The organism is Marinobacter sp. (assembly GCF_039977835.1).
Classification (GTDB): domain Bacteria; phylum Pseudomonadota; class Gammaproteobacteria; order Pseudomonadales; family Oleiphilaceae; genus Marinobacter.
Genome location: NZ_JBDWCL010000010.1, coordinates 12,507 through 27,130, shown reverse-complemented (window position 1 = coordinate 27,130; position 14,624 = coordinate 12,507). Strand labels below are relative to the sequence as shown.

The window sequence follows — 14,624 nt, the reverse complement described above, 5'->3', positions numbered from 1 at the left end:
ACATAAACAAAAACCCCCGGGCCGAAGCACCGGGGGTTTTCAAGCAACCAAATGATTGCCGTACTTGCTTTTCAGACAATCAGTTACTGATGGTCATCTCACCATTGCTCAGAAGATTCTCTTCAATCTCTTCATCTGTGAAGAAAAGCTTTCTAGCGTCTTTTTGCGAATAGCGCATGCTTTGATCCACGAAGAAATCCGAATCTGCATCTGACGACTGGGAATAGCTGGTCAGGCCATAAGCCTGTGGCCCCTCTTCCGTGAACTCCAACCCGAAATGCCAGCTTGTGCCACGCGCGATGAGCCAGCCATCGGTGTTATTAGAAGACAGGCCACCTGCAAAGCGGAACTCCGCTTCTTCCGGTGGACTGGTAACACCAATATATTCAGGGGTGTTAACCCTCGGAATTCGGGTATCTTCAGCGAAGTTGCTATCGACCACACCAATCGCGTTGAATGCGCCTTCCACGTTACCATCACCACCGTGCCAAGGGATTCTGGACGCAAGTGCTTCGGCACTTGTGGGATCGCCGCCTGGGGGAACACCGCCACTGGGCTGATAGTACTGCACTTCACCCAACTGGCTGTCCAGAGCGATACCCGCGTCTTCCAGCAGCACCATCGCTGCGGCGAGGGACTGGAGCATCGCATCGTCGGCGCTACCTCTACCAACCGTTGAGGGATCAGCCGGGGTATAGACAGGGTCTGAGGGATCGAATTCCGTTTCCAAATCATCTGGAAAACTGCGGTTGTAAATATCGATGAACGCTCTGAAAAGGTGGGCACCAGTGCTGGTCAAATCGTAGGTTCCGTTCCAGCCATTCAAAGCATCACAGCCTGCAGCTACATTTTGTGTGCCAGGTGATGTCACCTCGGGATCCGACGGCAGGAGTTCTTGGGGCACTTCAACCGGCTCGCTGATCAAAGCGCAACGAGCTCGCAATTCAGGCAAGAATTGTTCGGCATACCAGGCCCGGTTGTTCCAGATGGTGTCTATCAGATCCCGCGCGCTGAATTTTCCGTCCTGGCCGGCAGGTGGTTTCGTGTTTGCATCCAGCCCCGGATCTGTCGGGTTCCGCAGCATCTTGATTCCAAGTCTGGTGCGAGGATTGATGGGCGCATTCTCGGCGCCAAACAGGGGCGAGAAACCTGTCAGGAATTCGTCCGGGTTGGTAGACCAATGGCTGCTGTTGGAGTTCTGAACCCAGTCTGTGCGCTGCAACTGTGGCTTGTCCTCAAACGGCACCAGTCCCGCACACTCACCCTCTACCCAGTCGTCGCGGGATTTTGAACCATCAAGCAGGGTTACACCGGCCTTGAATAGCTCGTTGAAATCGGAGCTGAGACTCCGCTTCAGGTTCAGAACAGCAATAGTCGCTTCCGACAGGTTGGGAACAGAGCTGCTGTCAATGTAATAGGCGTTACCCTGATCATCTGTGTAAGTACTATTGGTCCAAAGGGTAGTGCCGCACTGCCGGAAAACATCCTTGAATTCCTCAAGGTTACTGGCCCTGCTCATGCCCAGCCAGGTATCCAGCAAACCCGAAGTGTTGGCATTGGCATCGCGATAAGTGTAAGCAGCGGGCTCTTCGTTAACCAGTCCGGTGCCTCCCCACTTCGGGAAGGAATCGTTGGTTTCTTTCGCTGCCAGCATCGGGCCGTACTCGGAAAACCAGAAGGTCCTTTCAAGCACAACCGGCTCGGGGCCGCCCATATCCACTTCGATTTGAAAGGTTTTGGAGGTGATAGGTTTTTCGACGCCATCCTTAATGTAGGTAAGCGGATCCCCTGGTTTCAGCTGCAGCTCGTACCAGGTGAAACGACGACTGGTAGTTACCGTGTGGGACCACGCCAGATTTTCGTTAAAGTTGATTAGAGGGATCGCAGTACCCAAAAGACCTGCACCATTCACATTCAAGTAACCAGGAACAGTTAATTGCGACTGATAAAGGCGTCTGTGTCCGGTATACGGAAAGTGGGGGTTTGCCAGCAGTGCCCCTTTCCCGTTTTCAGTCAATTCAGAACCAATACCCCAGGCGTTACTTGCCAAGCCAGTATCAACGAAGTTCTCGATCTTGCGAGCATTCATACGAGCAGCATCAGCCACTCGTAGCACGTTTCCGGATTCACCTTCCAGACTTGTCACTGGCTGGGCCGGAACAGGGTCGGCGACTTCTCCCGGGGGAACCGCAGCAAACACAACACCCGTGGCAAATTGAGCACCACTGGCAAACTGGCCCACTATGCGATAATGAGCCAATAGGTCCGTAGGCTCAATTTCCTTTACCCATGGTTGATCCCGGCACTCAACAGGCAGCGTTCCCGGGTCCGTCTCATTCACGTAACGGTTATAACCTGCGGTAAAGCCTTCTACCATTGCCCGGCTTTCTTCGCTCAACTGCGGAAATTCGGCTTTCGCGCCACTGAGTATCTCCTGCGCCTTGTAACTGAAGTCGTTGATGATATTGATGCTATTATCACCGGGGCCGAAGTACTTCGCCCTTTCACTCCTCGCCTTAACAAAAGCCTCTGCCAACAGGCACACATTATCCTGCGCCTGAGCATACCCATGCCCAAAAGCCGCTGACGCCAGATTATCCGCCTTGATATGCGGAACACCGTTCGTTGTTCTCCTTATCGTCGCCTCAAATTTACCGTCCGCCGGGAAAAGCTGTTCGTTCACCGAACTATCGGAGTCGGAAGAAGAGCTGCTACCGTCGAAACATCCTGTCATCAGAATGCTGCTGGCCAGCGCTAACCCAACGGCTTTCAATGCGCCTTTATCAGCGTTCCTGAAAGGTTTGCAAAGCAATGTCATAGTTATTTGTCCATTGTGATTGTTATGACTGAGCCAAAGGTGACTCACTCTCACAAATTAGCAGACAAACCCGAACATCGCTAAAAACTGACGGTCGATTCACTCCTTATTCGTATGACTTTATGATTTATTTCAAATATCCTTATTGGAGCTCATGTCACCATTGAACATGTACTGTTAAATCCGCAGACCAACACAAAAACAACACTCTATGAACCAGCCAACGTCCACCGCCACATCACCCTCCCCGGCAGAGGCCACTGAACGCGACCAGAAGCTACGGCTAAGGCGCCTCGGAATGTCCTTCGGGTCCTACATGGTCACTTTCAGCATTGTTGTCTACTGCTGGCTGCAAGGCATGATTTCTTTGGGCGTTACAACCGGGTTCCTGGTGTTCGCCTCACTGATCAACGCTACCTTCTGGTGGCTGATTCGCACCGGACAAAACCTGAAGTTCAGCGACCCGAGCATGACATCCGCACAGATGATTGTGTCTCTGCTGCCCCCTATCTGGGTGATGGCGTTTCTGGATGCGGGCCAGGCCCGGGCGATCTTCCTGCTGATTGCCGTTGTGCCCATGCTGTTTGGCATTCTGGCGCTCACTACGCGGCAGTTCATTGTGGTGGGCGTGTGGTTTTTTGCGCTTTACGGCTTGCTCCACCTGGTCCTGTGGGCCTATCGGCCCGAGGTCCTCAACAGCGAGCTGGATATTCTGCAAACCGTCGCCTTTGCGCTGGTGATGGCGGAAATCACCATCATTGGCGGATTTATCAGTGGCCTCCGTGGCAAGCTCCACCAGCGCAATCTGGAACTGGGCAAAGCCATGGAGCAGATCCAGGAGCTGGTGAATGTGGATGCCCTGACGGGTGTCTATAACCGTCGCCGGCTATTCGAGGTGATTACCGAGGAATGCAACCGGTACAGCCGCATGCCGGGGTCGTTTTCCCTGTGCCTGATGGACATTGACCACTTCAAGGAGGTGAACGATACCTACGGGCACCAGGCCGGTGATGCCATCCTGCAGGCGGTGGCGCGTTCGGTTTCCGACGGGCTGAGGGCCATCGATTGCTTTGGCCGGTATGGAGGGGAGGAGTTCCTGCTGGTGCTGCCCCAGACGCCACTGGAGGGCGCCCGAATCAAGGCGGAGCGGGTACGTGAAGCCATTGAAGCGCTGACTTTCCCCGATATCGCGGAAGGCTTCCGGGTAACGGTGTCGATTGGTGTCGCGGAATATCATCGCGAAGAAAGCACGGATGACACCCTGCTCCGGGCAGATCAGGCGCTATATGCGGCGAAAGACGATGGCCGCAACAATGTGAAGCTGGCCCCTGCCCCTGCAGAAGCCAGTGAAGAGGCGCCTCAGAACTCGTCGTTATCCGCGCCCAGTGTGCGCCCGGTGTAGAGGGACTCGCAGGGCGTCGCACTGAACTTGATCGGGTGGCCGATCTGCTTCTGGGTTTCGCCACTCTCTTTGGCCACTTCGATAACCATGTTGCGGGCTTTCATCTGGGGATGATCAGCGGCCTCGGTGATCGTCAGCACCGGCTCCACGCAGGCATCCTGGCCAGCAAATACCTCTTCCCACTCTGCCAGGGTTTTCTGGGCGAAGGCAGTTTTCAGAGCCTCACGGATTGTCTGCTGATGCTCCGGGTTCTGGCTAAGCGCAAAGCTTTTCATCTCGGGGATATCCAGAGCATCGCACAGCCGGGCGGAGAACTGGGGCTCCAGGCTGCCTACGGATATCCAGCGGCCATCATTGGTCTGGTAGTAGTCGTAAAAGGTGCCGCCGTTAAGCAATGTGCTCTCCGGGTACTGCTCCTGGCCTCCGGCCAGTGCGGCTGCCCCTGCCATACCATTCATGGCGAACGCGGCGTCGGTCATGCTGATGTCAATATACTGGCCTTCTCCGGTCTGCTGCCGATGAACCACCGCCGCAAGGATACCCATTACCGCATGGTGTGAGCCGCCTGCCACATCGGCTATCTGGACACCCATCGGTGGGGGCCCGCTCTGCTTCCGGCCGCAGTGGCTGGAAACGCCGGCCAGGGACAGGTAATTGATGTCGTGCCCGGCACGGTCTTTATACGGGCCAGTCTGGCCATAGCCGGTGATAGCACAGTAAATGAGGTTGGGATTGATGGCTTTCAGGGTCTCGTAGCCAATGCCCAGCCTGTCCATCACGCCGGGGCGAAACTGTTCGATCACAACGTCGTAATCTTTTACCAGACGCTTGACAACATCGGCACTGCCCTCTTTTTTGAGATCCAGTCCCAGGGAGCGTTTGCCCCGGTTAAGAAAGGTATGGGCTGTGCTCACACCGTCCTCCAGTGGCGGCATCACCCGGGTCAGGTCCAGCCTGTCCGGCGCCTCCACGCGCAACACATCCGCACCCATATCTGCCAGCAGCATGGTGGCATAGGGGCCAGGCAGTAGTGTGCTGAAATCCAGTACCTTGAGGTGGCTTAACGGGCCTGGCATGTGCAACTCCTTTATTGATTATTGGTGCAGTCCTGATGCTGCCCTGTTTTCCCCACCGGGCCAACTGCCGGTTCCGTCATTCCTATTGACCATTTCTTCCAGCGCCCGCGAAGCGCAATGGTTGCATTGTTCCCGGGGGGTTTTATGATGGGCTTCGTTCAAATAAAGATAAAGGATGACATGTCGGAGCTCACCGTTTCCAGACACTTCGTCGAGGCCGCTCTGATTGGCGCCGAGCAGGCCGGCCTGGATACTCGCGCAATACTCAAAGAGGCCGGAATTTCACCAGACCTGCTGAAGATCGAGATGGCCCGGGTAAGCAGCACCCAGTACAGCAGGCTGATGCAGGCCACCTGGAATGTGATGGAAGATGAGTTCATGGGGCTGGGGCCCAGACGCTGTCGCACCGGCACCTTTGCCACCATGTGCGCACTCGTTATCGACTGCCCCAATCTGGAGGCCGTATACCGGCAGGCGTTTGAGTTCTGCCGTCTGTTTGAACCCATGGTCGCCATGGAGCTGAAGGTGGATGACACAGCCGCTCGGCTGGTCACCGCGATTGAAGGTGATATCCACGACCCGATGCACTTCTTCCGGGAAAGTATTCTGGTGATCTGGCATCGGCTGGGCAGTTGGCTGATCGGGCAGCCGGTGGAGCTGTTCAAAGCGGAATTCAGCTACCCTCGCCCACCCCATGGTGACGAGTATCGGCACATTTTCCATTGTCCGTTGTCGTTTGAAGCAAGGGAGACTGCCCTGACGTTCGACAAGCGTTTTCTGCAGGCGCCGGTCATTCGCGACAAATCCGAAATGCGTCAGTTCCTAAAAACATCACCAGCGGACCTGCTGTCGCGCCCGGATGAAAGCAACACCTTCACTGGCCGCATCCGTGCACTGATCGGCCGGGACTTTACCCGTTCCCTGCCCGATTTCGAATGGATTGCCGCGGAGCTCCACACCAGCCCTCAGACGCTGCGGCGGCGATTGAAGCAGGAAAATACGTCGTTTCAGGAGATCAAGGATCTGCTCCGGCGCGACATGGCTATCTATTACCTGTCCCGCCCGGATCTGCCCATCAACGACATTGCCTTCCGCGTAGGATTTACAGAACCTTCCACCTTCCATCGCGCCTTCAAGAAGTGGACAGGCGTTACCCCCGGGGCGTACCGCGAGGGTGAACGGGGTCAGCTGCGGGGCTGACCGACACCCTGCATCGTCTTTATCAGGCGCCCCAGTGTGCGGGCGATTTCTTCCGCCTGCTCGCGATCCTGGCTCAATTTCATCAATCGGGAGCCATCTCTGGGGTCGTAGATCCAGCAACTGGCGGTGGCGCTCTCGCAATTCCACTCGATCTGTGGATTAACCCCGAAAACAGCCAGCGACTCTGTGCTTTTCACCACCCGGCCATCTTCCTCGCGCCGCGATTCCTGGATACTGATGACATCGTTACGCCGGTCAAGCTTGTAGGCAATGTCGGCGGGTTGATCGAGCCTTACGATTCTCTGGTCTGACCTCCAGCCAACCCCTTCAAGAAGGGTGTTGGCATGAATAACCAGCGCCTCGGCATCCGTTTCCGCCAGGTAGAGTTCCTTCAGCTTCGTCAGCGACTCATCGCCCGCAGGCTCTATAATCGCAACGGGCTCACTCTTGTTCTGACTGTTCTGGCTGGCCCGGGCGCCCTCCTGCTTACGGGCTTTCTCAACACTGGTAATCAGTTTGAGAGCGTCCTTGTAATGCTTGCCTTCGGCACCAGCCTGGCTGACGTATTTTTCCAGCGCCGCCCGCGACTCGTTGAAATGGCCGGCTTCCAGCATCACCCGGCCACGAAAATAGAAATAATCCGCCGGCTTCTGCCCTTCCAGTTGCTGCAGGCGGTTCAGATATTCGCCGGCTTCACCCCAGTTTTCTCCGGCAACCGCTTCTTCGGTCGCCAGCATCAGGCGGCGAATTTCGTGCTCGGGTTCCAGCGCATCAACCTGACCGGTTATCAGCAACGATGCCAACACAAAGCCACAAACAGAACTGCGCCCGAATCGGGTTCTCTTCACCATTTCATCTACTCCTGCTGGTTATTTCGGGCGGCATCTTCATCGGCATCCACTTCCGCCTGATCCATAATCGCTTTCGGGAGTTCTTTTTTAACACGAACGCCCAGCTCCACAAAGCGATTGGCCTGGGAGATCAGGTTTCCGCGGCCCCGGGTCAGGGTGTTCATGGCCGAATCATAGGTGCCCTGGGCGGTATGCAGCTGGCTGCCAAGTTTTTCCATGGCCTCCACAAAAATCCGTAGCTTGTCGTAAACCGCGCTGGCCCTGTCTGCAATCCGGCGCGCATTCTGGCTCTGGCGTTCGTATCGCCAGATATTCTCGATTGTGCGTAATGTGGCCAGTAACGTGGTTGGTGTAACCACAATAATCTTTCGCTCAAAAGCTTCTGCGAATAAGTTCTCGTCCTGCTGAAAAGCGGCCACAAAGGCCGGTTCTATGGGCATGAACAGAAACACAAAGTCTGGTGAATGCAGGCCGTGAAGCTGGCTGTAGTCTTTCTCGCTCAACGTACGAATGTGATTACGCACGGCTTCGACGTGCTGCTTCAGCGCCTCCTCCCTGGCGGCGTCATCTTCTTCTGTTGCCCACTGCTGGTAGGCCACCAGTGATACTTTGGAGTCCACCACCAGATTGCGGTTGTCCGGCAGATGAACAATCACGTCCGGCCGTAGCAGTTGGTTGTCGTGATCACGGTAACTGCCCTGGGTTTCGTACTCAACTCCCTTGCGCAGGCCCGAGCGCTCCAGTACTCGTTCAAGAATCAACTCGCCCCAGTTGCCCTGGATTTTCTTGTCGCCCTTGAGGGCCCGGGTGAGGTTTGAGGCCTCTTCGGTGATCTGTCGATTAAGTTCCTGAAGGGATTTGATCTCGCTTCGTAAGGCCTGGCGATCACGGGTCTCGCTGGTGTAGACATCTTCAACCCGCTTGCGGAAATCCTGCAACTGATCCCGGAACGGGTTCAGCAGGGTATCAATACTGGTGCGGGTCTGCTGGCTGAAGCGTTCGCTTTTCTGTTCGAAGATGCGATTGGCAAGATTCTCGAACTCCTGCTTCAGGGAATCACGATTGCGCTCCAGCAGCTCCAGTTTTTCCGTGGTTGCGCGGCGCTCTTTATCAAGGGTGACTTCCTGCGCTCTCAGGGCAACCCTGGCATCGCTGAGCTCTCTTGAAAGCTCATCCGCTCGCTGTTGGTGTGAGACGCGTTCCGCTTCCAGCTGCTCAATGCGTGCCAGTCGCGACCGGCTTTCGGACTCCAGCCCGGCTACCTGGTTGTCGAGTACGGCGGCGCGTTGACGCCAGCTTTCAGCAGCGCGATTCCCCTTCACCACCAGGAACGTCAACAAACAAAGAACCAGGGCCAGGAGGGCAGCAAATACGATGGTTTCCGGCTGGCTTTCCATAACAGCGACAACGGCCTCAGGCACCCTGATCTCCTTGACTGATTAGTCGAAAATGACAATACAGCAACAGTTTACCGTATTCGCGGAACCTTTTGACGCGTCGCCCCGTCGAATACTCGTTGTTACACAGTCAGTCATCGACTGCTTGGCAAAAATCTCAACCTGATGCATCCGCCTCTGGACTCGGTGCGTAATATCATCTAAAACGGAAGACATACGTTGTCTGCCGTGAAAATGGATAGAATACATCCGGCTATCGTTACTTCCGGCACCGAGGTCCCTGGGCAGTATAAAGGACAGGAATTCAACATGCTTAAAGAGCTCTGGAGAAAACTGGGATCGGAATTGTCTCCTGCGGGTTGGCCGGAAACGCAAAACGGCTGCCGGCCGCAAGGTGGTCAGAGCGAATTTCGCATACTGCCCCACATGACACACACTGGCGAATTTCATCTGGAGCGACTGACCGGCATCCTCAAGGGGCGCTATGGTAAAACATTCCAGAATAACGGTGATGAGTCGATATGGGACCTCATTCACTTTGCCTCGCGCATTCAGGATCAGGATGTTCAGCGGGAGCTGCTGCTTTTCTACCTCAATTGCTCCCCGATTATTCAGGAATATCTGCGCTCTGAGGAAGTGCTCGCTGAGAACCACTTCCTGTCCCGGAGATTCTGAGACAGATAATTCCGCCGTTAATGATCTGTAAACCCTCTCGACTGTTATGTTGTTGTATACTTCCGTCCTGTGAATAAGATAGCTTGCCCCTGAAGGGCAACGACTTCCATTGCGGCATTCCGGAATTGTAGAATTCACGCCGCGGATTCAGAGGCTTCGGATGTTTCTTATGCGTTCAGATTTCGGAAAGCTGGCGGCCACTGCCGTTTTTCTTTTTTTTGTTTCCGGTTGTACCGCAGATCGCTACTTGATGGTGGAAAAAGAAGACCTCGGCGCCCTGAACTCGTCGATTGTCAACCAGAGTGAGCACATCATCAGCCTTGAAGACCGCACCAGCGACCGGTTTCAGGCGCTGACCCGCCTTAACGAAGAATCCACCCAGACCATTCTCAAGACGATTGCCGAACAGGTGGAAAAGCCCGCCTGTCCTCCAGAGCCAAAAGCACCTGTATGCAAAACCCCCGCTGACGATGGCCGCGCCGACAGGCTCAAGGGCAAAGTAATCGTGGGCGAAGTGGAAAAATTTTATCTGGCCGGACCCGGGCTGATTTACGATGCACGCATCGACAGCGGCGCCGAAACCTCTTCCATGGACGCCAGAAATATTACCCGCTTTGAACGGGACGGTAACAGCTGGGTTCGGTTCGACGTACCGATGCCTGACACCGATGAGTTTGTCACCATCGAGCGGGAAATATCCCGCCGCGTCAAAATCATCCAGTCCAGCACCGAGGAGTCCGAAAGACGCGTGGTCGTCGAATTGCAGTTCATGATCGGTAATCACCGGCAACAGGCCGAATTCACCCTGACAAACCGTGAACACCTTACCCATAGCGTACTGGTGGGGCGCAATATTCTGAGAGACGTCATGCTGATTGATGTTGGCAAGGAGTTCGCCACCGAACTGCCGGAATCCGTACCCGCAGAAGATAATGGGGATGAATCTTGACCTCCCGCTCCCGTATACCGTTTTTCGTTGCCATATTTCTGCTGATTGTCGCAGGCATCTCCATCGCCGTCTGGCGCCATGTTGAGCTTGGCATTCCCTGGTTTACCGGCGAACAGAAGCCGGTGTGGATGGTAGAGGCCAGAATCGATTTTACGGGTACCGGTGAACCGGTGCTCGCCAGCATGAACATCCCCGATCAGCCCCCGGGTTTCCGGATTATTTCCGAACAGGCCGCCTCGCCGGGCTATGGCTTTTCCATTGTCGAGGATTCCGGTGTACGCCGGGCTGAGTGGACCAAACGCAATATCAACGGCCCCCAGACGCTTTACTTCAAGGTTCAGCTGGTACCGGACGAGCGTGTACGCTCGGCCAACCCCAGGCGCCGCCCAAAACCGGAACCGGTTTTCTGGGAAGAACCCCAGGCCACCGCTGTGGAGGAATTGCTGCAGCAGGCCGCCGCCCGATCGAGCACGCCGGAGAGCATGACGCGGGAACTGATCAAACTGCTTCAGCCAGACAGCAACGCCCAGAACACAACCTTGCTGGTGTCTGACGACAACTACATTGACCTGCTCAACCGGATGCTCAACCACGCCGGCATTCCCGCCCGCACCGCAGATGGGCTGGCCCTTGAAGATGCGAGGCGTCGACAACAACTGCGCCCGTTCCTTCAGATCTATGATGGCAACAGCTGGCTGACCTTTAACCCCCGAACCGCCGAGCAGGGGCTTCCGGAAAACGTGTTGCTTTGGCGCCAGGCAGCCACTTCCCTGCTGGACCTGGTGGGCGGGGATGACTCAGAAGTGAGCTTTTCAATGCTGCGGCAAACCATACCGGCACTGCAGCTGGCCCAGTCCCAATCCTTCGAGAATGGCCTCGGTTTCCTCAGTCTCTACCAGCTTCCGATTGAGGAGCAGGGTATGTTCAGAATGCTGCTGCTACTCCCTCTGGGGGCTCTTGTGGTGGCCTTCATGCGCATCGTAGTGGGCATAAAGACCTCAGGTACGTTCATGCCGATACTGATCGCTGTGGCTTTCGTACAGACAACACTGATCCCTGGGCTTATTGCCTTTGTGTCCGTGGTCGCCATCGGCTTGCTGATGCGTGGCTACCTCTCCAGCCTCAACCTGTTATTGGTATCCCGAATATCAGCACTTATTATTCTGGTGATTTTCATCACCGCCGGGCTGAGCATTGTCGGTTATCAGATGGGCTTCAATACCGGCATGACAGTGACGTTCTTCCCCATGGTAATCATTGCCTGGACCATAGAACGCATGTCGATACTCTGGGAAGAAGAAGGCGCCCGTGAGGTATTTGTCCAGGGGGCGGGCAGCCTGTTTGTGGCGGTATGTGCGTTTCTCCTGATGAGTGCCCCACTGGCAAGCCACCTGACCTTCAACTTCCCCGAATTGCATTTTGTGGTGCTGGGACTGATCCTGTTGATGGGGCAGTACACCGGCTACAAATTATCTGAGCTCCGTCGGTTTCACCCCATGAAGGTCTACGACTGATGGACTGGATTTCGCCCTTCAAGCTTAATCAGCTGGGGATGCTGAACATGAACCGGCGCAATGTGGACTACATTGCCCGGTACAACAGCCGCGTGTCCTATCCCCTAGTGGATAACAAACTCAAAACCAAGCTGGTGGTGGCAGAATACGACGTGCGCACCCCCCGACTGCTTCAGGTTGTACGCCAACAACATGAGATCTCCCATTTCCGGCAAATGGCAGAAGAGCTGAAGGGTTTCGCCATCAAACCCGCCAAGGGGTCCGGTGGCAAGGGTATTACCGTGATAACCGGGCGGGATGAGGACGAATTCATCAAGGCCTCCGGCGCACGGGTACATGCCTCCTACCTCGAGCGGCACCTCTCCAATATCCTGGCAGGCCTCTATTCACTCGCCGGTTCACCGGACGTCGCTATCGTTGAAGATCTGGTGGAGTCCATTCCGGAGCTTGCGAAATACTCGTTCCAGGGCGTACCTGATATCCGTATTGTGGTTTTTCAGGGCTATCCGGTAATGGCTATGCTCCGGCTGGCCACAAAAGCGTCTGACGGGAAAGCGAACCTGCATCAGGGTGCAGTCGGAGTGGGATTGAACATCGCCAACGGGCACAGCCTGAATGCAGTTCAATTCAATCGCCCTATCACGTTACACCCGGATACAGGTCTGCCACTTGAAAACATCGCTATCGCTGACTGGCAGGAAATGCTGGTGATGGCATCCCGATGTTACGAGGCCACGGGCCTGGGGTATATGGGCGTTGATCTGGTCGTCGATGTTAATCAGGGCCCCCTGCTTCTGGAATTGAATGCACGGCCGGGCCTGGCTATTCAGATGGCTAACGGCCGCGGCCTGTTGCCACGCCTCAGAGCGATTGAAGCGCTTCGCAAACCGCATTTCACGCCCGAAGACCGGGCTGCCTTTGCGATGGAAACCTTCACCTCAAAGATCTGAAAGCGGACTTTCAGACACAAAAAAACCGGGGCGCCTACAGGGCCCCGGTTTTTTATACGCGCGGATCAGAGCTTGCCTTCGGCAAGCAGCAATCTGCGCTCATGGTTGAGGCCCTTCAACAGCCCCCAGGTCATTACCAGCAATATCGCTGTAAACGGCAGACCCGCGGTTATTGCCACTGCCTGGATCGCGCCCAGCGCATCGCCGCCGCCACCGAAAATCAGTGCTGCGGCAATCGCACCTTCCATGACTACCCAGAATACGCGCTGGGCGGTAGGCGCATCGGTTTTACCGCCCGCCGTGATGCTGTCGATTACCAGCGAACCTGAGTCGGAAGATGTCACGAAAAACACCAGGACCAACACAATACCAACGAATGATGTAATCGCCACGAAGGGCAGGTTTGCGAACATCTGGAACATCGCAAGGGGAACCTCGGTCAGCCCGTCAGCAGCAAGTGCACCAATGCCTTGCTCAATCTGCTCCAGTGCAGAGCCGCCGAAAGAACTCATCCAGACCACGGTAATCACCGTGGGGACGATCAGCACTGCGGTTACGAACTCACGAACCGTCCGGCCTCTGGATACCCGCGCGATAAACATACCAACGAACGGCGACCAGGAAATCCACCATGCCCAATAGAACACGGTCCAGCCATGGAACCAGGCCTCGTCTTCACGGCCAAACGGGTTACTCAATGGCAGGGCATTACCGACATAGCTGGAGGATGTTACCCAGAGCGTCTCCAGTATCGTCATTGTCGGGCCGGCAAAGATGATGAAAAACAGCAGAATTGCCGCCAGCGACATGTTGAAGTTACTCAGGATCTTCACACCACCATCAAGGCCGCGCAGAACCGATATCAGTGCAACTGCGGTCACACCGGTGATAATCGCCATCTGTACGTTAATGCCGGACGAAATCCCGAACAGGTAGTCCAGGCCGGACGCAGCCTGCTGGGCCCCAAAACCGAGAGAAGTGGCCAGGCCGAAAATCGTGGCAACCACCGCCAGGATGTCAATGATGTGCCCCGGCCAGCCCCAGACACGGTCTTTAAGCAACGGGAAAAAGGCTGAGCGGATGGTCAGCGGCATGTTCTTGTTGTAAGCAAAGAATGCCAGGGAGAGCGCCACAATCGCATAGATTGCCCAGGGGTGCAGGCCCCAGTGATACATGGTAGCCCCCATGGCGAGTTTTGCGGCCTCTGGCGTGTTGGCCTCCACGCCCAACGGCGTTTCATACCAGCCGGTATAATAGGCCACCGGTTCTGCTACGGCCCAGAACATGAGGCCGATACCCATGCCAGCCGCGAAGAGCATCGCAAACCAGGACATCGTTGAAAAGTCTGGCTTGGCATCCATACCGCCAATTCGGATTTTGCCAACAGGCATAAAAATCAGGGCAAGAGAGACAACGACAAAGACATTGGCACTGAGCAGGAAAAACCAGTCAAATTGTGCAATTGTCCACCATTTGGCACCGTCGAGAAGTTCTTTTGCTTCTGACGGGAAGATCAGCGTACCTATAACGAACGCTACCACCAGTATCGCTGTGATCGGAAATACTGGCGCGTGCAGATCGAGGCCAAAAGGATTTATATTATCCTGGCCCGCGACGTAATCCGTTGAGTATTCGTCTTTTACAACGTCGCCCACGTTTTGAGCCTCCTGTTTGAGTAGATATCTTTTCGATTTTTGGATGCAAACGTTACAAGCTCGTCATCTTATTGCTTTGAGTTCAAAACATCAAAGAACGCGTACTTACGCCCTGCAATCAAGCTTAGACCAATATT

General features: G+C 55.3%; 11 protein-coding genes. 6 read left to right on the top strand and 5 right to left on the bottom strand.

Annotated features, from left to right (window positions below; all coding sequences use genetic code 11):
• Positions 1–79: 79 nt before the first annotated feature.
• Positions 80–2,818, bottom strand: coding sequence for a penicillin acylase family protein (locus ABJM11_RS04625; RefSeq protein WP_348294459.1), 2,739 nt, complete (start codon positions 2,816–2,818; stop codon positions 80–82).
• Between the two features lie 211 nt (positions 2,819–3,029).
• Between ABJM11_RS04625 and ABJM11_RS04620 the strand changes: the two genes are divergently transcribed.
• Complete coding sequence (locus ABJM11_RS04620) at positions 3,030–4,220, top strand: diguanylate cyclase (RefSeq protein WP_348294457.1); 1,191 nt, start codon at positions 3,030–3,032, stop codon at positions 4,218–4,220.
• On the opposite strand, the gene ABJM11_RS04615 is transcribed toward ABJM11_RS04620, so the two are convergent.
• Entirely contained in the window at positions 4,178–5,296 is a 1,119-nt protein-coding gene (locus ABJM11_RS04615) for a CaiB/BaiF CoA-transferase family protein (RefSeq protein ID WP_348294455.1), read from the bottom strand. The two genes, ABJM11_RS04620 and ABJM11_RS04615, sit on opposite strands and share 43 nt — an antisense overlap.
• A 180-nt stretch (positions 5,297–5,476) precedes the next feature.
• Between ABJM11_RS04615 and ABJM11_RS04610 the strand changes: the two genes are divergently transcribed.
• Positions 5,477–6,496, top strand: a complete 1,020-nt coding sequence (locus tag ABJM11_RS04610; RefSeq protein ID WP_348294453.1) for an AraC family transcriptional regulator — start codon at positions 5,477–5,479, stop codon at positions 6,494–6,496.
• On the opposite strand, the gene ABJM11_RS04605 is transcribed toward ABJM11_RS04610, so the two are convergent.
• Together ABJM11_RS04605 and rmuC are read right to left on the bottom strand one after the other, a co-directional pair.
• Entirely contained in the window at positions 6,481–7,347 is an 867-nt protein-coding gene (locus ABJM11_RS04605) for a hypothetical protein (RefSeq protein WP_348294451.1), read from the bottom strand. The genes ABJM11_RS04610 and ABJM11_RS04605 overlap by 16 nt on opposite strands.
• Before the next feature lie 5 nt (positions 7,348–7,352).
• Positions 7,353–8,744: a DNA recombination protein RmuC gene (rmuC, locus tag ABJM11_RS04600; RefSeq protein ID WP_407069961.1), complete on the bottom strand. Its 1,392-nt coding sequence runs from the start codon at positions 8,742–8,744 to the stop codon at positions 7,353–7,355.
• Between the two features lie 309 nt (positions 8,745–9,053).
• Between rmuC and ABJM11_RS04595 the strand changes: the two genes are divergently transcribed.
• The 4 genes from ABJM11_RS04595 to ABJM11_RS04580 all read left to right on the top strand — a co-directional run bounded on the left by ABJM11_RS04595 (position 9,054) and on the right by ABJM11_RS04580 (position 12,832).
• Positions 9,054–9,419 carry a hypothetical protein gene (locus ABJM11_RS04595; protein WP_348294448.1) on the top strand — a complete coding sequence of 122 codons (366 nt, stop codon included), beginning with the start codon at positions 9,054–9,056 and terminating at the stop codon, positions 9,417–9,419.
• A gap of 169 nt (positions 9,420–9,588) precedes the next feature.
• Positions 9,589–10,368, top strand: a complete 780-nt coding sequence (locus tag ABJM11_RS04590) for a RimK/LysX family protein (protein WP_348294446.1) — start codon at positions 9,589–9,591, stop codon at positions 10,366–10,368.
• Positions 10,365–11,882, top strand: a complete 1,518-nt coding sequence (locus ABJM11_RS04585; RefSeq protein WP_348294445.1) for an inactive transglutaminase family protein — start codon at positions 10,365–10,367, stop codon at positions 11,880–11,882. Before ABJM11_RS04590 ends, ABJM11_RS04585 begins: the two co-directional genes overlap by 4 nt.
• A complete protein-coding gene (locus tag ABJM11_RS04580; RefSeq protein ID WP_348294444.1) occupies positions 11,882–12,832 on the top strand; it encodes an alpha-L-glutamate ligase-like protein in 951 nt (316 codons plus the stop codon). Before ABJM11_RS04585 ends, ABJM11_RS04580 begins: the two co-directional genes overlap by 1 nt.
• Before the next feature lie 65 nt (positions 12,833–12,897).
• Here the strand turns inward: ABJM11_RS04580 and ABJM11_RS04575 are convergent, their stop codons facing one another.
• Complete coding sequence (locus tag ABJM11_RS04575; RefSeq protein ID WP_348294442.1) at positions 12,898–14,487, bottom strand: BCCT family transporter; 1,590 nt, start codon at positions 14,485–14,487, stop codon at positions 12,898–12,900.
• Between the last annotated feature and the right edge of the window lie 137 nt (positions 14,488–14,624).